Raw genomic sequence first — 19020 nt, 5'->3', positions numbered from 1 at the left:
TCGGGTGTGGAAGTGCAGTAATGCATTAAGCTAACCGATACTAATTGCCCGTACGGCTTGTCCCTATAACCTTGGCAGTCATGCCAAAGACGAGGGTTCAGCTGTTTGTTGAACATACAGAGAATAACAAGAACATACTTCTTCCGGATTCAGCGTGGCGCCCAACGGCGACACGCGTACAAGTTATGCCTGATGACCATAGCAAGTCGGTACCACCCCTTCCCATCTCGAACAGGACCGTGAAACGACTTTGCGCCGATGATAGTGCTGCAACCAGTGTGAAAGTAGGTTATCGTCAGGCTAGTTATTAAGCGAAAGCCCGCTCCAGTGATCTGGAGCGGGCTTTTTGCGTTCGGGGTACGACATTGCTGGGGTGGGTGAACAATTCGTCCCCGCGGCCCGCGCCGCGGTGACGCGGTAGCCCCCATCGTACGGTCCCGGTCCCCAAACTCAGGCACAATGCCTCCTGTAGACTTGTTAAACAGACAGGAGCGACATGAAAGAGCAGGCTGCACGCAAGGTCGTGCTGATGCGCGCCATCGAGACGGCGGACACCAAACACGAGATCCTTTCCGAAGACGACCGCTGGTATGCCAGCCGCAGCGCGCGCGAACTGGCCAACTGGCAGGCCGCCGAGGGCAAGAGCGCGCCGGCGCTCGACCAGTTCCTGGAGCAGCGCGCCGAACTCGTCATGAAGCGCCTGTCCGAGCGCACGCCCGCGTTCGCGACTTTCCTGCACCGTCGTCCGCTGATGCCGGCGATCGCCGTGATCCTGCCCATCCTCGGTTTCCTGGCCGGCGCGGGCCTCGACCGGATCGGCAATCCGCACCGCGTCGACCTGTTGTCGGCGCCGCTGCTGCTGATCCTGGCCTGGAACCTGCTGGTCTATCTCGCCCTCATCGTCTGGTCGCTGGTGCCGTCCAAAAAAACCGGCTGGGCCAGTCCGCAACTGCTGCGTCGCCTGGCCGTCGGCGCCAAGGCGCTGCCGCGCAAGCTGCCCGCCGCGCTCGCCGGCGGCCTGACCAACTACCTGGTCGAATGGCCGCAACTGTCGTCCAAGCTCACGCGCCTGCGCCTGGCGCGCACCGTGCACCTGGCGGCGGCGACGTTCGCGCTCGGCGCCATCGCGTCGCTGTATGCGCGCGGCCTGCTGAACGAGTACGCCGCCGGCTGGGAAAGCACCTTCCTCGATGCGCAGCAGGTGCACGCGCTGCTGTCCGTCCTGTTCGCGCCGGCGCTGGCCGTGTTCCCGCTGCAGGGTTTTACGCTGGCCGACGTGCAGGCGCTGCGCTTCGTGCAGGAGCCATCGCCGGCCGGCGGCGCGCGCTGGGTGCACCTGTACGCGGCCACGCTGCTGCTGATCGTCGTGCTGCCGCGCCTCGTGCTGGCGATCGTCGCGGGCCTGCGCGCGCGCCGCATCGCGCACACCTTCCCGCTCGATCTCGGGCAGCCCTATTTCCGCCTGCTGGCCGACCGCATCGGCGTCTCCGGTCCGGCCGTGCTGCGCGTGATCCCGTACAGCTTCACCGTCGACGAGGCGCGCCACAAGGGCCTGGCCGCCGTCGCGGCCCAGGTGCTGGGAGACCAGGCGCAGCTGATGCTGCGGCCGTCCAGTCCCTATGGCGAGGAAGCGAAGGAGGCGCTGCGCGATGCGCGCCTGGACGACCAGGACGTGGCCGTCACGGCCGTGCTGTTCAACCTGAGCGCCACGCCGGAGCGCGAGAACCACGGCGCCTTCCTCGACTACCTGTTGCGCAACACGCCGCGCGGCATCGCCGTGCTGGTCGACGAGTCGAGCCTGGTCGAACGCGGCGCCGGCCAGGCCGGCTTCGATGCCCGCGTCGAGGAACGCATCGCGCTGTGGCGCGAGTTCTGCCGCTACCACCAGGTCGCCGCGACCGTCGTCGACCTGCTCCAGCCGGACAAGCACCCGCTCGCGCTGGGCAGCGGCCTGAACGTGTCGAGGGCGCCATGAGCGGCCCCGTCGACATCCAGTTCGCCCTCGTCTCGCACACCAACAACGGCAAGACCACGCTGGCGCGCACGCTGGTGGGCATCGACGTCGGCGAGGTGCGCGACGCGGCCCACGTGACGGTGACGTCGGAAGCGCACCTGCTGCAGACCAGCGCCGCCGGCGATCGCCTGCTGCTGTGGGACACGCCCGGCTTCGGCGATTCGGTGCGCCTGCTCAAGCGCCTGGCGTCGGCCGGCAATCCGATCGGCTGGTTCCTGCGCGAAGTGCTCGACCGCTACCGCGACCGCCCGTTCTGGCTCAGCCAGCAGGCGCTGCGCGCGGCCAGGGATGCGGCCGACGTCGTGCTGTATCTGGTCAACTCGTCCGAGGATCCGCGCGACGCCGGCTACCTGCCGGCCGAGATGCGCATCCTCGAATGGCTGGGCAAGCCGGTGGTCGTGCTGCTCAACCAGCTCGGGCCGCCGCGTCCGGACGGCCAGGAACAGGCCGAGCAGGCGCGCTGGAAGCAGCACGTGGGCCAGTACGCCATCGTGCGCGACGTACTCGCCCTCGACGCCTTCGCGCGCTGCTGGGTGCACGAGGACGTGTTCTACGACCGCGTGGGCAAGCTGATCGACGCCACCAAGCAGGACGGCTATGCACGCCTGCTGGCCGGCTGGCAGGCCGAGAACCTGCGGCGCTTCCACGCCGCGCTCGCGCAGGGCGCGCGCATGCTGGCCGGCGCCGCGCGCGACCGCCAGGAGATCGCCACCGAGGGCAAGGGCGGTTTCCTGCGCTCGGCCCTGAAGGCGGTGGGCCTGGGCAAGGACGAGCAGAAACGCCAGGATGCCGCCATGGCCGGCCTGGTCGAGCGGCTGGAACGGCGCATCGCCGACAACACCATCGAACTGCTGCGCCTGCACCGCCTGGACCCGGGCGACGCCGGCCGCATCAACGCGCGCGTGCGCGAGAACTTCGCCGTGCGCGCGCCGATCGACAAGGCCCAGGCCGGCCTGCTCGGCGCGGTCGTGTCGGGCGCCGCGACGGGCCTGTCGGCCGACCTGATGGCGGGCGGGCTCACGCTGGGCGGCGGCGCGCTGCTGGGCGCCATCGTCGGCGGCTTGACCGCGGCCGGCGCGGCCTGGGGTTTCAATACCGGCACCGACCGCGCCCGTCCCGACGTGCAGTTCGCCGATCCCTTCCTGCGCACGCTGCTGGTCGGCAGCGTGCTGCGCTACCTGGCCGTGGCCCACTTCGGGCGCGGGCGCGGCAATTTCGTGGAAGGGGAGGCGCCGCCGTTCTGGCAGACCGAGGTCGAAGGCGCGCTGGCGCGCCGCGAGGCCGACCTGGCAGGGATGTGGAAGGCCGCGCGCGCCGCGCCCGACGAGGACGCGGCGGCGCAGCCGGTGCAGGCGCTGCTCGGCCAGGTGACCGTCGAGACGCTCGAGCGCCTGTATCCGGAGACCGCGGCGCGGGCGCTGGCGCGCGCGGCCGTGTGACACCTGTGGCAAATTGACACACGACGCCGCGCGCAACGGGGTTCGCCGTCCGCGCGCGCGGCCGCGGCGCCATGGCACGCCGATTGCTCAAGTAGGAATCACACCGATAACCTACTGGAGACACCATGAAGCACACCATCCGCATCCTCTGCGGCGCGGCCGCCGGCGGCGCCGTCGCCCTGGTCCTTGCCTCGACCTCGCTGCTGGCCAGTGCGCACGGCAACGTCGTCCCGCAAGCGGTCGACACCACCGGCCTGCCGGTGCTGGGCGAGAAATGGCGCGACGAGAACCCCTACCGCACCAACAAGCTCGCGCTGAAGATCGGCGCCTCCGCGTACAACCAGAACTGCGCGCGCTGCCACGGCCTGGAAGCCGTCTCCGGCGGCATCGCGCCGGACCTGCGCCTGCTCGACCGCGACTGCAGCGGCGTGAAGAACGAAAAGAAGAAGGATGCCTGCTTCAAGGAGATCGATAACTACTTCCTGGCCAGCATCCGCCACGGCAAGGTGCGCAACGGCGCCGTCTACATGCCGCCGTTCGAGGGCGTGTTCAACCAGGAAGCGATGTGGGCCATCAAGACCTACCTCGAATCGCGCCGTGCCGACAACTGACGCCGCCATGACGCACCGCCTGCCATCGCGCCGCCGCGCGCTGCGCGCCTGCCTGCTGCTCGGCGCCGGCCTCGTCCCGCCACTGCCGCGCGCCGCCGACGCCGGCACGCTGAAGGTCGCCGTCTACAACGAACTGGCGCCGTTCTCCGACAAGGGGCAGGGCATCGACGCGGACCTCGGCGCGGCGCTCGCCGCCAGGCTGGGCCTGCGGCTCGCGCTGCTGCCCTTCAATGCCGGCGACGACCTCAACGACGACCTGCGCAATATGGTGTGGAAGGGCCACTACCTGGGCTACGGGCCGGCCGACGTAATGCTGCACGTGCCGGTCGACCGCATGCTGATGAACGCCAATCCGCAGGTCGAGATCTTCGCCCCGTACCACGTCGAGACCGTGCGCCTGGTGCGCAGCGCGCAGGCCATTCCTGCCTTCGACGGCCTCGATGCGCTGGCGGGCAAGCGCATCGGCGTCGAGAAGGTGTCGATCGCCGGCATGGTCATGCTGGGCGAGCAGAACGGGCGCTTCCGCGAGCAGGTGCGCATCTACCCGACGGCCGCCGAGGCGCTGCAGCAGCTGAAGGACGGGAAGCTCGATGCCGTGCTGGCGACCCGCTCCGAGATCGAGGCCGCGCTGCGCGGCGACCCGGCCTTTCCCGTCGAGCAGGCGCCGTTCGAGCGCCTGCCGCGCGCCGGCTGGGCGATCGGGATGGCCGTCAGGAAGGACCGGACCGACCTGGCGCGCCAGCTGCAGGCCGCGCTGAACGCGTTGCGCGAGGGGGGCGAGTTGCGGGCGCTGTTCGGCAGGTACGGAGTGGCGGTGGTGCAGCCTTGAGGCGGCAGAAACAGGCCAGCTAACTCGGCACGTCGCCCGGACCTCGCCGGCCAAGGCGGCCGGCGAGGTCGGGGGCGACGGTGGGATGCCTAGAACTGGTACTGCGCGCTCGCGCCCAGCACCCAGTTGCGTCCCGGCGCCGGCTCGTAGTAGCGGCGGTTGCTGTCGCCCACGATCACAGAGCCGATGTAGTCGCGGTCGAACAGGTTGTTCAGGCGCGCGTACTGCTTCAGGCGCCAGGCGCCGAGCTGCTGGGACGCCTGCACGCGCGCATTGAACAGCATGTAGCCGGGCGCCGGCGTGGCCGCATTGGCGTCGTCCGGATGGACCTTGCCGCTGGCGACCGTCTCCAGCGCGGCACCGAGGCGGCCGTCGGCGGCCTTCCAGGCCAGCTCGCCGAACAGGCTGGTCCTGGGCACGCCCGGCAGGCGGTTGCCTTCGGCCACGCCGGTGAACGCCTCGTCGTAGATCGCGCGCAGCACGCTGGCGGCCAGGCGCGCCGAGAAGCCGGCGCGCAGGTCGGCCTCGAACGACAGTTCCAGTCCCTGGCGCAGCGTGGCGCTGGCGTTGCGGTAGCTGGTGCGCCCGCCGCTGGCGACGTCGACGACGAGTTCGTCGCGCGTGCGCGCCTGGAACAGCGCGGCGTTCAGGCGCACGTCCTGCGCCAGCGCCGCCTTGGCGCCCACTTCGAGCTGGGTGCTGGTGGCCGCGCCCAGGCGGTAGTTGAAGCCGGCGCCCGCGCCCGAGTAGAACAGTTCGTTGAGCGTGGGCGTCTCGAAGCCGCGCGCGGCGCTGGCGTACAGGTTCAGCGCCGGCGTCAGCTTGTACAGCGCGCCCAGCAGCGGCGTGGTGTGGCGGTAGTCGACGCTGCCGCCGTCGTTGCCGTTGGCGAGGTAATGGTCGTCGACGTCGAAGCTCACCCGGCTGTGGCGCAGGCCGCCGGTGAACACCCATTGCCCGCGTTCCCACTCCATCTGCAGGTAGGGATCGACGTTGCGCACGTCGTCGGTCTCGTCGCGGCGCAGGCGGCCCTTGACGCCGAAGCGGTCGCCCACGTAGTTCTCGAAGCCCTGGCGGCCGTCTTTCGACTTGCCGGCCTCCAGGCCGACCGTGGTGCGCAGCGTGCCGGCGCCGAACGGGCGCGCCATCGTCCAGTTGGCGTCGAACCCGTAGAAGTCGCGGTCGAAGTCGACCACGCCGCCCGAATGGCTGGCCGGCGCCTGGAACGCCTTCGAGAAGGACTGGTACTGGATCACGCGGCGGTTGCCGCCGTAGACCGTCAGGCGCAGGCGGTCGGCGCCGAAGCGCTGGTCCCAGGTCGCGCCGAACTGCTGGTGGTCGATGCTCTTGCGCGTGTCGTAGCGGTCGGCGAAAGTGCGCTGCGGGCGCGCCGTGTCGGTGGTGTCGATCTCGCCGGCGCGCGGGTCGCGCTGCCAGGTCGTCCAGGTCACGCCCAGCGGATCCTGGGTATCGTCCTGGCGCAGGCCGCTGGCCGTCACGGTCAGCTTGGCGCCGCCGCGCAGGTCGAACACCAGCTTGGCGTAGGCCTGGTCGCGGGTGGCCGCGCTGTGGGCGCGGTAGCCGTCGGTCTCGAAGCGCGAGCCGTCCAGCAGCCAGCCGAAGTTTCCCTCCTTGCCGCCGGCATTGACGTCGGTCTTGCGCATGCCGTCGCTGCCGCCGGATACGCCCAGCTCGACGCCAGGCGCGCCCTGCGGCTCGCGCGTGAACAGCTGGACCACGCCGCCGGCGTGGTTGCCGTACAGGGCGGAATAGGGGCCGCGCAGCACTTCGATGCGCTCGGCCATGTCGAGGTTGAAGGTGGCGGCCTGGCCCTGGCCGTCGGGCATCGTGGCCGGGATGCCGTCGGCGATCAGGCGCACGCCGCGCACGCCGAACGCGGAACGGGCGCCGAAGCCGCGCGAGGAAATCTGCAGGTCCTGCGCATAGTTCTGGCGGTTCTGCACGACCAGGCCGGGCACCGCGGCCAGCGCCTCGGACGCGTTCACGCGCATCTGCGCGGCGCCGATGCGCTCGGCGCCGACGACGTCGATCGCCGCCGGCAGGTCGAAACTCAGGTGTTCGCTGCGGCTGCCGCTGACCACCACCACCTGCATGGGCTGGCGCGTGGCGTCGGGGGCGTCGTCCGCGGCGGGCGCGACGGGAGCAGCGGCCCAGGCGGGCGGCAGGGTGGCGGCCAGCAGGGCCGCGATGGTGTTCAGGCGAACGAAACGGTGCTTCGATGTCATGGTATCTCCGGGTCGACGATCGCCCTGTGGCCGGGCGTCGACTATACAAACAAGCAATATACCTGCCAGCCGGCAAATCTGCCGTCCGATTACTTTGAGCAAACACAAGGCATGGCATGCGCTTTGCAGTTCATCGATCGACGCGCACCGTGCGCGCATCCTGAAAGGACCGTCCATGCCATCGTCTTGTTCCCCACGCCTGCTGTTCGCCGCCATGCTCCTCGCCGCCGGCGCCCCGCAGGCCGCCCCGTTCGCCTACGTTCCCAACGAACGATCCGGCACCATCAGCGTGATCGACACGGCCGGCGGCGGCACCGTGCGCCGGATCGCCGCCGGCAAGCGCCCGCGCGGCATCGCCGCCGACCCCGCCGGCAAGATCCTGTATGTGAGCGATGCCGCCGCCAATGCCTTGCTGGTGCTGGATGCCGCCGGCGGCGCGCTGCTGGCCACGATCCCGCTCGGCCGTTCGCCCGAGGGCGTGAACGCGTCCGCCGACGGCCGCTGGGTCGCCGTCGCCGTGGAAGAGAGCAATAGCGTGGCGCTGGTCGACGCCGCGGCGCGCACGCTGGTGGCCGAGATCAAGGTGCAGGGCGGCAATCCCGAACACGCCGTGTTCAGCCCGGACGGGCGCTGGCTGCTGGTCTCGGCCGAGAACGCCGAACAGGTCGACGTGATCGACGTCGCCGCGCGCCGCCAGGCGGGCGCGATCCCGGTCGGCGCGCGCCCGCGCGGCGTCGGCTTTCTGCCGGACGGCAGCCGCGCCTACGTCGCCTGCGAGCTGGCCGGCGCCGTCTACGTGCTGGACATCGCCGCGCGCCGCGCCGTCGCCACCATCCCGGCCGGCCGGAACCCGGCCGGCATCGCCGTCGGGCCGGGCGGGCGGCAGGTGTACGTCTCGAACGGGGCGGACGCGAGCGTGATGCCGATCGATACCGCGCGCAATACGGCCGGCCCCGCGATTGCCGTGGGCAAGCGCCCCTGGAACATGGCGCTCACGCCTGACGGGACGCGCCTGTACGTGGCCAACGGCCGCTCGGACAGCGTGTCGGTGATCGACACGGCCGCCGCTGCCCGGATCGCCGACATCCCCGTCGGCCAGTTGCCCTGGGGCGTCGTGATCCGCTGAGCTGTTCAAGTTTGGGACACCTGTACCAGAAACTGCCGGCGCCGGCGGGCCGCCACCGCGCCGCGCAGGGGAAGGCCGGGGCAGCGCAGGGGCAAGGCGGGGCCAGGACAGGCTGGCACGGGCCTTGCGAAACAGGAGGAGCGGTTCCGATACCTACAACCCAATCCGTTCAAGACCAACCAGAGAAAGATGAGGATGACATGAATCTCGCGGACATCAGCAAGCTCGGCGTGGCCAACCCGTTCCGCCAACGCTACGACAACTACATCGGCGGCCGCTTCGTGGCGCCCGCCAAGGGCGAATACTTCGCCAACGTCACGCCGATCACCGGCCAGCCGTTCTGCGAGGTGGCGCGCTCCACCAGCGAAGACGTCGAACTGGCGCTGGACGCGGCCCACGCCGCCAGGGAAGCCTGGGGCAAGACCTCGCCGGCCGAGCGCGCCAACATCCTGAACCGGATCGCCGACCGCATGGAGCAGAACCTGAGCACGCTGGCGACCGCCGAGACCATCGACAACGGCAAGCCGATCCGCGAGACGACGGCGGCCGACATCCCGCTGGCGATCGACCATTTCCGCTACTTCGCCAGCTGCATCCGCACCCAGGAAGGCGCGATCTCGACCATCGACAGCGACACCTACGCCTACCACTTCCACGAGCCGCTGGGCGTGGTCGGCCAGATCATCCCGTGGAACTTCCCGATCCTGATGGCCGTGTGGAAGCTGGCCCCGGCGCTGGCCGCCGGCAACTGCGTGGTGCTCAAGCCCGCCGAGCAGACCCCGGCCTCGATCATGGTGCTGGTCGAGCTGATCGCCGACCTGCTGCCGGCGGGCGTGCTCAACGTCGTCAACGGCTTCGGCCTCGAAGCGGGCAAGCCGCTGGCCTCGAGCAAGCGCATCGCCAAGATCGCCTTCACCGGCGAAACCGGCACCGGCCGCCTGATCATGCAGTACGCGGCGCAGAACCTGATCCCGGTCACGCTGGAACTGGGCGGCAAGTCGCCCAACATCTTCTTCGCCGACGTGATGGACCAGGACGACGAGTTCTTCGACAAGTGCCTGGAAGGCTTCGCCATGTTCGCGCTGAACCAGGGCGAGGTCTGCACCTGCCCGTCGCGCGTGCTGATCCAGGAATCGATCTACGACAAGTTCATCGCGCGCGCCCTCGAGCGCGTGGCGCTCATCAAGGCCGGCAACCCGCTCGACGCCGCCACCATGATCGGCGCCCAGGCCTCGCAGGAACAACTGGAAAAAATCCTGTCCTACCTCGACATCGGCCGCCAGGAAGGCGCCGAGGTGCTGGCCGGCGGCGAGCGCGCCACCCACGACGGCGACCTGGCGGGCGGCTACTACGTGCGCCCCACCGTGTTCAAGGGCGACAACGGCATGCGCATCTTCCAGGAAGAGATCTTCGGCCCGGTGGTCTCCGTCACCACCTTCAAGGACGAAGCCGACGCGCTGCGCATCGCCAACGACACGCTGTACGGCCTGGGCGCCGGCCTGTGGACGCGCGACGGCAGCCGCGCCTTCCGCGTGGGCCGCGCCATCCAGGCCGGCCGCGTCTGGACCAACTGCTACCACCTGTACCCGGCCCACGCCGCGTTCGGCGGCTACAAGCAGTCGGGCATCGGCCGCGAGAACCACAAGATGATGCTCGACCACTACCAGCAGACCAAGAACCTGCTGGTGAGCTACAGCCCGAAGGCGCTCGGCTTCTTCTGATCCCGGTCGTTCCCGACCATGCGGCGGCGCGGGCGCACCCGAGGCGACCGCGTCCGCCATCGAAAGGCATGCCATGACAACCTCGATCGATCGCGTCGTCGCGACGCCCGCCGCGCTGGACTTCATCGGCGAACTGCGCGGCCGCCACGGACCGCTGATGTTCTTCCAGTCCGGCGGCTGCTGCGACGGCAGCGCGCCCATGTGCTACGCGGCCGGCGAATTCAACCTGAGCGAGACCGACGTCTACCTCGGCAACCTGGACGGCGCGCCGTTCTACATCGGCCTGGAGCAGTTCGGCTACTGGGAGCATACCCAGCTGATCATCGACGTGGTGGCCGGCAATGGCGGCATGTTCTCGCTCGATAACGGGACCGGCCGGCGCTTCCTGACGCGCTCGCGCCTGTTCAGCGACGACGAATGGGCACGGCTGCACGGCACCCAACCATAACGGAGACAACACAATGAAGGCATTATCACTGGTCCTGCTCGCAGGCCTGGCCCCGCTCGCCCTGGTGGCGCACGCGGCCGACATCACCAACGCCATGCTCGACAACGCGGCCAGGGACACGAAGAACGTGCTGTCCTTCGGCATGGGCGCCCAGGGCCAGCGTTTCTCGCCGCTCACCCAGGTCAACACGAAGACGGTCGGGCGGCTGGTGCCGGCCTGGTCGTTTTCCTTCGGCGGCGAAAAGCAGCGCGGCCAGGAATCGCAGCCGCTGATCGCGAACGGGAAGATGTTCGTCACCGCCTCCTACTCGCGCATCTTCGCCATCGACCTCAAGACCGGCGGCAAGCTGTGGAAGTACGAGCACCGCCTGCCGGACGGGATCATGCCCTGCTGCGACGTGGTCAACCGCGGCGCCGCGCTGTACGGCAACCTGGTCATCTTCGGCACCCTCGACGCCCAACTGGTGGCGCTCGACCAGAACACCGGCAAGGTGGTGTGGAAGGAAAAGGTCGACGACTACGCGGCCGGCTATTCGATGACGGCGGCGCCCCTGATCGCCAAGGGCGTGCTGCTGACCGGCGTGTCGGGCGGCGAGTTCGGCGTGGTCGGCCGCGTCGAGGGCCGCAACCCGATGACGGGCGAGCTGCTGTGGATGCGCCCGACCGTCGAGGGCCACATGGGCTACCGCTACGACAAGGACGGCAAGGAGATCGAGGCCGGCGTCACCGGCACCGTCAACAAGAGCTGGCCGGGCGAGCTGTGGAAGACCGGCGGCGCCTCCACCTGGATGGGCGGCACCTACGACGCCGGCACCGGCCTGGCCTATTTCGGCACCGGCAACCCGGCGCCCTGGAACAGCCACCTGCGTCCCGGCGACAACCTGTATTCCTCGTCGACGCTGGCGCTGGATCCGGAGACCGGCCAGATCAAGTGGGCCTACCAGAACACGCCCAACGATTCCTGGGACTTCGACGGCGCCAACGAGTTCGTCACCTTCGACATGGACGGCCGGCGCTACGGCGGCAAGGCCGACCGCAACGGCTTCTTCTACGTGATCGACGCGAAGAACGGCCAGCTGAAGAACGCCTTCCCCTTCGTGCGCAAGATCACCTGGGCCAGCAGCATCGACCTCAAGACGGGGCGCCCGAACTTCATCGCCGCGAACCGCCCGAGCGACCCGACCAAGGGCGCGGACGGCAAGAAGGGCACGACCGTGTTCGCGGCGCCGGCCTTCCTGGGCGCCAAGAACCAGATGCCGATGGCCTACAGCCCGCAGACCGGCCTGTTCTACGTGCCGGCCAACGAATGGGGCATGGACATCTGGAACGAGCCGATCAGCTACAAGAAGGGCGGCGCCTTCCTCGGCGCCGGCTTCACCATCAAGCCGCTGTTCGACGACTACATCGGCGCGCTGCGCGCGGTCGATCCGAAGACCGGCAAGATCGTCTGGGAAGCCAAGAACACGGCGCCGCTGTGGGGCGGGGTGATGACCACGGCGGGCGGCCTGGTGTTCTACGGCACGCCGGAAGGCTACCTGAAGGCGCTCGATGCGAAGACGGGCAAGGAATTGTGGAAGTTCCAGACCGGTTCCGGCGTGGTGGCGCCGCCGGTGACCTGGGAAGACGGCGGCGTCCAGTACGTGGCCGTGGTCTCGGGCTGGGGCGGCGCCGTGCCCCTGTGGGGCGGCGAGGTCGCCAAGAAGGTCAATTTCCTGGAGCAGGGCGGTTCGGTCTGGGTGTTCAAGCTGGCGCAAGGCATCTGATCCGCCAGGCCACAGAAGATCAGGGAAGACCGGTGGCGCCGGGCGGGCGACCGGCGCCACCGGTCTGGTCTTTGCGGCGGCTGCGGCCGCCGCTTTTTTTATAACGATGCATACGGTTTATATTGTTATGAATGCATTCCGCTCAGGAATGTGACACCTGTCCGCCGTCCTGGTCCGATTCGCCACAGTGCGGCACCGTTTCCCGGCGTGCCTGCCGGCGCGCCTGCCCGGCATGCGGCCCGGCACGCAACTTGCCAGTGCCCTTGGCTGCATCGCACCGATGCGTCAACCAGAACAAGACAGTGAGGAGACAAATGAAAAAGCCTATCCTGGCGGCCGCGCTGGCCGCATGCATGCAGCAGGCCTGCGCGGTCGACATCAAGGCCGGCGACTGGACCGTGTCCGTCGGCGGCATCGTCAACGCGTACTACACCGGTGTGTCCTGCGGCGGCGACGACGTCGGCGGGCTGGCGCTGGGCGGCAAGGCGCTCGGCTGCGGCGGCGAGGACCGCCGCACCACGGTCGGCAACGGCCTGCTGCCGAACGCCCTGCTGACGTCCGTGTCGTCGCGCCAGGGCGGCATCGACGTCGCCGCCACGATCGGCATCTACGCGGCCACCGCCACCGACAGCGCGATCAGCCAGAACAGCCAGGTCGACGTGCGCCAGGCCTATTTCACGTTCGGCAACGCCACGCTGGGCACCTTCAAGCTGGGGCGCGACTACGGCATCTTCAGCCACGACGCCATCCTCGGCGACATGACCCTGGTCGGCGCCGGCGCGCCGGTCCAGGCGACGCAGCGCGGGCGCGTCACGCTCGGCCACATCGGCGCCGGCTATGCCTATCCCGGCAACTACGGCCAGATCGTGTACGCCACGCCGCAGAACGCCAGCGGCATCCGCGTCGACGTCGGCGTGATGAGTCCCGTCGCCGATACGCCGGTCGTGGCCGGATCGCGCTACGCGACGCGTTCCAGCCCGCAGTTCCAGGCGCGCGTGCGGCTCGAGCAGGGCGGATTCAAGGCCTGGCTGGGCGCCAAGCGCCAGCGTTTCGAATCGCGTACCGCCGGCGCCGACGACCTGGACATGCACGGCGTCGAAGCCGGCGCGTCCTGGCAGGGAACGACCGTCGGCCTGCTGGCCAATGCGCAGGCCGGCAAGGCGCTGGGCATCCTGTCCGACGCCGACCAGGGCGACACCAAGACGAAGCACTTCCTGGTGCAGGGCACGATCAAGGCGACCGACGCGCTCAAGCTGGGCCTGAGCTGGGGCCGCAGCGCGAACGACGCCGATGGCGCCGGCGCCGCCGGGCTGAAGTCGAACGCCAACCTGACCGCCGGCGCCTACTACACGCTCACCGGCGCGATCACGCTGGTGGCCGAGGTCGGACAGACGCGCTCGAAGGGCTTCGCCGGGAACACCGCGCGGCTGAACGGCGGCTCGGCCGGCGGCATCCTGTTCTTCTGAGCATGCGCGCGCTCCTCGCCATCCTGTGCATCGCGTTCCTGCCGTGCTGCGGCCCGGCCCGGGCCGGCACGCTCGACCGGGACGCAGTGGCGCGGCGCTTCCCGGCGCCGCTGGTGGTGGGCGAGCGCGCCGCCGACGTGCCGGCCTGGCCGCTGTTCAAGCAGAACGGCACGGCGACGGAACTGGTCGGCTACGCCTTCGAATCGGTCGACCTGGCGCCGGTGCCGGGTTTCGCCGGCGTGCCGGTGAACCTGCTGGTGGCGATCGATCCGAAGGGCGGCTTCCTCGGCGTGGACGTCCTGTCCCAGCACGAGCCGGTGTTCCTGGAGGGACTGGGCGAAGCGCCGCTGCGCCAGTTCGTCGCCCAGTACCGCGGGCTGTCGCTGGGCCGCGGCATCGTCGTCGACGGGGCGCGGGGCGAGGGCAAGGATGACGGCCTGGCGCACCTGGACGGCGTGGCGAAGGCGACGGCCTCGGTGCGCATCGTCAACCAGAGCGTGCTGGCGGCGGCGCTGAAGGTGGCGCGCGCGAAGCTCGGCTTTGCCGCGGGGCGCGATCCGGGCCGCATCGGCCAGGTGCGCACCGACCTGTTCGCGCCCATGTCGCTGCGCGCGCTGCTGGGCGCCGGCCTGGTGCGCCACCTGCGCCTGCGCAACCGCGAGGTCGAGCGCCTGTTCGCCGGCAGCGCGGGGGCCGGGCTCGACGCGCAGGCGCTGGCGCGGCCGGACGAGGTGTTCGTCGACCTGTACGTGGCCTGGGCCTCGGTGCCGGCCGTCGGGCGCAACCTGTTGGCGCCGCGCAGCTGGCAGCGCCTGGCCGCGCGCCTGGAGCCGGGCGACCAGGCGCTGCTGGTGATGGCGGGCGGCCGCCATGCGCTGGCCGGCGAGGATTTCGTGCGCGGCAGCGTGCCGCGGCGGATCCTGCTGCGCCAGGACCGGCTGCCGGTCGAGATGCGCGACCTCGACCTCGATCCGCGGCTGGCGCCCGGCATCGACCTGCCCGTCACCGAGGTGCTGCTGCTGCGCACGATCGCCCAGGCCGGGCTGGATCCGGCCCAGGCGCTGGAGTTCGTCCTGCCGCTCGTGCGCAGCAAGGGCATCGTCTATCCCGAACGGATCGCGCGCGAGGTCGCCGTGACCTACCGCCTGCCCGCCGGGTACTACCTGGCGCCTGCGGGCGCCACGCCGTCCTGGCGCGCCAGCTGGACGGCGCGCCGTGGCGAACTGGCCGTGCTGGGCGCGGCGCTGGCGCTGCTGGCGGGCGCGCTGCTGCATCCGCGCCGCCTGTCCGCCGATGCCCGCCGCTTCGCCTGGCTGCGCCGCGCCTGGCTGCTGTTCGTCGTGGCCTTCGTCGGCTACGGCGCCCAGGCCCAGCTGTCGATCGTGAATCTCACCGGCGTCGTGCAGGCCGTGCGCGCCGGCCGCGGCCTCGACTTCCTGCTGTTCGACCCGATGACGGTGACGCTGTGGGGCTTCGTGCTGGCGTCGCTGTTGCTGTGGGGACGCGGCGCGTTCTGCGGCTGGCTCTGTCCGTTCGGGGCGCTGCAGGAATTCGCCGGCATGCTGGGCCGCCTGCTGCGCCTGCCGCAACTGGTCGTGCGCCGCGCGCTCGACGCGCGCCTGCGGCGCATCAAGTACGTGGCGCTGGCGGCGATCGTGCTGGCCGCCGCCTTCGCGCCGGCGCTGGCCGACAGGCTGGTGGAGCTGGAGCCGTTCAAGACCGCGATCACGCTCGATTTCATGCGCGCCTGGCCCTACGTCGCCTATGCCGCCGGCCTGCTGGCGCTGGCGGCGGTCGCCAACAAGGCGTTCTGCCGCTACCTGTGCCCGCTCGGCGCGGCGCTGGCCGTGCTCGGGCGCGTGCGCCTGCTCGACTGGATCCCGCGCCGCGCCGAATGCGGCGCGCCCTGCCAGACCTGCCGGCACCGCTGCGGCTACCGCGCCATCGCGCCTGGCGGACGGATCGACTACGCCGAATGCTTCCAGTGCATGGAGTGCGTGGTCATCCACGAAAGCGCGACGCAGTGCGCGCCGCGCATCCTCGAACGCAAGCGCGCCGCCACGATCCCTATCGTGCCGGCGCGGGACACCGTCGACAGGAGGGCTTGAGACATGCTGCAACGCAGGACTTTCATCGCCGCGGCGCTGGGCTGCATGGCCGGCGCCGCCGCCGGCGCGGACCGGGACCCGGAACTCCGGCAGGGCGCGGCGCTGGCCTTCGGCACCACGGTGGGCATCGCCGTGCGCCACCCCGATCCCGTCGTGGCGGGGCAGGCGATCGACGCGGCGCTGGCGCAAGTGCGGCGCATCGACGCCTTGATGAGCTTGCGCCAGCCGTCCAGCCAGGTATGCCGGCTGAATCGCGACAGGGTGCTGCGCGATCCCGATCCGCACCTGCTGGCCGTGCTGGCGCATGCGCGCGCGCTGTCGCGCCTCACGCGCGGCGCCTTCGACATCACCGTGCAGCCCTTATGGGAGGCGTTCGAACGCGCCCGGGATGCCGGCGCCGGCCTGCCGCCGGATGCGCAGCGCCTGCGCGCGCGCGGCCTGGTCGGCTGGACCGGCGTGCGCGCCGGTCCCGGGCGCGTGGTGCTGGCCCGGGCCGGCATGGCCGTCACGCTCAACGGCCTGGCCCAGGGTTATGCGGCCGACCTGGCGCTGGCGGCGCTGCGCCGCCACGGCATCCGCCATGCGCTGGTCGATACCGGGGAGTTCGGCTTGCTGGGGCGGGCGGCGGGGCGGCCGTGGACGATCGGCATCCGCGATCCGCGCCACGCCAACCGCATGGCGGCCAGCCTGGCGCTGGACGGGCGCTGCGTCGCGACCTCGGGCGACTACGCCTGTGCCTTCACGCCGGACTGCCGCCACCACCATATCTTCGACCCCGCCAGCGGCGCTTCGCCGCTGGAACTGGCCAGCGTCACCGTACTGGCGCCGACCGGGCTGGAGGCGGACGGCCTGTCGACCGCCTTCATGGTGATGGGCGCGCGCCAGGCCCATGCGCTCGCCGCGCACCTGCCGGGCGTGGACCTGCTCGTCATCGGCAAGGATGGCGCGCGCTGGAAGTCGTCGGGCTTTCCGGCCGCGTGACTACTTCAGGTGCGGCAGCTTGCGGTAGATGGTATTGCGCGACACGCCCAGCGCGCGCGCCGTGGCCGAGACGTTGCCGCCGTTCGCGGCGAGCGACTGCAGGATCGCGGCCAGTTCCAGTTCCTCGAGGTTGGCGCCGGCGCCCAGCGGCGCCTGCGGCGCTGGCGGGGATGCCGGCATTTCCGGTTCCCCGGCCACGTCGTCGAGGAAGTCGTCGGGCATGTGGCGCAGGCAGATGTCTTCCTCGTCGCCGGCCATGATGGCGGCGGTGCGCAGCAGGTTGGTCAGCTGGCGGAAGTTGCCGGGCCATTTGTGGCGCCGGAACAGGGCCAGTACCTCGTCCGAGATGCGGTGCCGCCCGCCCTCGGCTTCGGCGGCCAGGATCTTCCTGACCACGGTCTCGAGGTCGGTGCGCTCGCGCAGCGGCGGCAGCTTCACCACCAGGCCGTTCAGGCGGTAGTACAGGTCTTCGCGGAACAGGCCTTCGGCGATGCGCTTGCGCAGGTTGTGGTTGGTGGCGCAGATCACTTCGACGTTGACGGGAATCGACTTGCTGCTTCCCAGCGGCGTCACCATCCGCTCCTGCAGCACGCGCAGCAGGCGCGCCTGCAGCGGATAGGGCATGTCGCCGATCTCGTCGAGGAACAGCGTGCCGCCGTTCGCCTGCAGGATGCGTCCCGCCGCGCCCTTCTTGCGCGCGCCGGTGAATGCGCCGTCCTCGTAGCCGAACAGTTCCGATTCGATCAGGGTTTCCGGGATCGAGGCGCAGTTGACGGCGACGAAGGGGCCGTCGGCCCGCGGGGAATCGTTGTGGATGGCCTGGGCCAGCAATTCCTTGCCGGTGCCGGTCTCGCCCATGATCATGATCGGCACGTCGCGCCCGAGCACCTTGTCGACCTTGGCGATGACCTGTTCCAGTTGCGGATCGCCGGTATTCAGGTAGCGCAGGCCGGACAGGCGCCGCGGCGCCGCCTTGTGCACCGGCGTCGGTGCCGGCACCGACAGGGGCGCCGGCTCGCTCGCATTGGTCAGCACGTGCACGCCATTGGTCAGGCGCAGCTCGGCGCGCCCGCGCACGCGTACGCCGTTGTGCATGCACAGGTCGAGCAGGCCGGGCGCGGCGGTGCGGTAGTGGTCGAACAGCGCGGAGACGGGCAGGCCGAACAGCGAGCTGAAGGTGTGCGCCTGCAGCGCGGGATAGGACAGGCCGAGCTGGAACAGGCCGTTGCGGTTGGCGGCCAGGAAGCGTCCGCCCGGGGTGAACGAGGCGATGCCCTCCATCAGGGTGCCGATGAATTCCGGGCGGGCATGGAAGTGCAGGGTGATCGCGTTCTCGAACGCGGACGTGAACATCTGGTTCTCGATCATCAGCGCCGACATCCGCACCAGGGCCATCGTGTGCTTGTGGAAGCTGCGCCGGTCGCCGCTGACGTCGAGCACGCCGACCACGTTGCCGCGGTGATCGGTGATCGGCGCCGCCGAACAGGTGAGGAAGTGGTTCGCGGCCAGGTAGTGCTGGTCGGCATGCACGGTGGTCGGCGCCTTTTCCGCGATGGCGGTGCCGATCGCATTGGTGCCCTTGCTTTCCTCGGACCAGTCGACGCCGGCCGTCAGGGCGACGCGGTTGGCCTTTTCCAGGAAATCGGCATCGCCCAGCGAATGCACGATCACGCCCTGCGCGTCGGTCAGCAGGACCATATTGTGGGTGTTGGCGATCTGCTGGTACAGCGTTTCCATGGCCGGGACGGCATGGCTGTAGAGGATGCGGTTCCGGTCGACCAGCGTCGACAGCGCCGCTCCGGACAGGGGACTGAAATCGGGGCGCGCCCCGGGACAGAGCCCGAACCGTTCGGAGCGCGCATGCGAGGTGGCGATGGCCGGGTTCATGTCCATGTTCCAGCCGGCGTCCGGCATGCCGGGGCCGAGCAGGCCGGTGGCGGCTTGAGGGTAAGTCATTCCATGTCTCCTTGGTGGCCCTGGACCGCGGCTCTCTCTTGTGGGGAATCGACTGTTCACTAATGTAGCACCTGTACCGGAATGGAACAAACGGCCCGGCGGCGAGGCGTTGCACCGTGATACAAGCAAAGCGGATGCCAGGATGCGTCATGCCTGCAACACCGGCCCTTGCGGCAAACTCATCCGTTTGCTATAGTGCGCGTCCTGCTTCTGCAGCGCAGTAAAAGTTCAGCGAAATCAAGTAGTTGGACGAGAAGTGTTGATGACTTCGATTGCGGTGCAGAAAACGAGGGGGTTGACGAAGCAAACGAAA

Annotated in this window: 13 protein-coding genes and 1 rRNA gene; 12 read left to right on the top strand and 2 right to left on the bottom strand. The window is 69.9% G+C overall.

Annotated features, from left to right (window positions below; genetic code table 11):
• Positions 1–188: 188 nt before the first annotated feature.
• From rrf to QZ749_RS05220, 5 genes are all read left to right on the top strand, one after another.
• A 5S ribosomal RNA gene (gene rrf, locus QZ749_RS05240) occupies positions 189–301 on the top strand.
• 195 nt (positions 302–496) lie between these two features.
• Positions 497–1975 (top strand): DUF2868 domain-containing protein, encoded by a 1479-nt coding sequence (locus QZ749_RS05235; RefSeq protein ID WP_296944093.1) that lies wholly within the window; start codon positions 497–499, stop codon positions 1973–1975.
• Positions 1972–3453, top strand: a complete 1482-nt coding sequence (locus tag QZ749_RS05230; RefSeq protein ID WP_296944091.1) for a DUF3482 domain-containing protein — start codon at positions 1972–1974, stop codon at positions 3451–3453. The genes QZ749_RS05235 and QZ749_RS05230 overlap by 4 nt, the downstream gene beginning before the upstream one ends.
• Positions 3454–3578: 125 nt before the next feature.
• A complete protein-coding gene (pedF, locus tag QZ749_RS05225) occupies positions 3579–4064 on the top strand; it encodes a cytochrome c-550 PedF (protein ID WP_296944089.1) in 486 nt (161 codons plus the stop codon).
• A complete protein-coding gene (locus QZ749_RS05220) occupies positions 4051–4893 on the top strand; it encodes an ABC transporter substrate-binding protein (RefSeq protein WP_296944084.1) in 843 nt (280 codons plus the stop codon). The genes pedF and QZ749_RS05220 overlap by 14 nt, the downstream gene beginning before the upstream one ends.
• Before the next feature lie 89 nt (positions 4894–4982).
• Here QZ749_RS05220 and QZ749_RS05215 read toward each other — a convergent pair whose 3' ends face one another.
• Positions 4983–7139: a TonB-dependent receptor gene (locus QZ749_RS05215; RefSeq protein ID WP_296944082.1), complete on the bottom strand. Its 2157-nt coding sequence runs from the start codon at positions 7137–7139 to the stop codon at positions 4983–4985.
• A gap of 175 nt (positions 7140–7314) precedes the next feature.
• Between QZ749_RS05215 and QZ749_RS05210 the strand changes: the two genes are divergently transcribed.
• From QZ749_RS05210 to QZ749_RS05180, 7 genes are all read left to right on the top strand, one after another.
• On the top strand, positions 7315–8265 hold the full coding sequence (locus tag QZ749_RS05210) for a beta-propeller fold lactonase family protein (RefSeq protein WP_296944080.1): 951 nt from the start codon (positions 7315–7317) through the stop codon (positions 8263–8265).
• A gap of 200 nt (positions 8266–8465) precedes the next feature.
• Positions 8466–9986: an aldehyde dehydrogenase gene (gene adh / locus QZ749_RS05205; protein ID WP_296944077.1), complete on the top strand. Its 1521-nt coding sequence runs from the start codon at positions 8466–8468 to the stop codon at positions 9984–9986.
• Positions 9987–10059: 73 nt separating this feature from the next.
• Positions 10060–10434: a DUF779 domain-containing protein gene (locus tag QZ749_RS05200; protein WP_296944075.1), complete on the top strand. Its 375-nt coding sequence runs from the start codon at positions 10060–10062 to the stop codon at positions 10432–10434.
• A gap of 13 nt (positions 10435–10447) precedes the next feature.
• Positions 10448–12196: a PQQ-dependent methanol/ethanol family dehydrogenase gene (locus QZ749_RS05195; RefSeq protein WP_296944073.1), complete on the top strand. Its 1749-nt coding sequence runs from the start codon at positions 10448–10450 to the stop codon at positions 12194–12196.
• Between the two features lie 314 nt (positions 12197–12510).
• Positions 12511–13662, top strand: a complete 1152-nt coding sequence (locus QZ749_RS05190; protein ID WP_296944071.1) for a porin — start codon at positions 12511–12513, stop codon at positions 13660–13662.
• Between the two features lie 2 nt (positions 13663–13664).
• Entirely contained in the window at positions 13665–15770 is a 2106-nt protein-coding gene (locus QZ749_RS05185) for a 4Fe-4S binding protein (RefSeq protein ID WP_296944068.1), read from the top strand.
• 3 nt (positions 15771–15773) lie between these two features.
• Positions 15774–16751, top strand: coding sequence for an FAD:protein FMN transferase (locus QZ749_RS05180; RefSeq protein ID WP_307726651.1), 978 nt, complete (start codon positions 15774–15776; stop codon positions 16749–16751).
• Here QZ749_RS05180 and QZ749_RS05175 read toward each other — a convergent pair whose 3' ends face one another.
• The gene (locus tag QZ749_RS05175; protein ID WP_296944094.1) at positions 16752–18665 is read right to left on the bottom strand and encodes a sigma-54-dependent Fis family transcriptional regulator; all 1914 of its coding nucleotides are present in this window, start codon (positions 18663–18665) and stop codon (positions 16752–16754) included.
• Positions 18666–19020: the final 355 nt, after the last annotated feature.

The organism is uncultured Massilia sp. (genome assembly GCF_913773735.1).
Classification (GTDB): Bacteria; Pseudomonadota; Gammaproteobacteria; order Burkholderiales; family Burkholderiaceae_D; genus Telluria.
The sequence above is the reverse complement of the archived record's forward strand: the minus strand, read 5'-3'. Positions and strand labels throughout refer to the sequence as shown.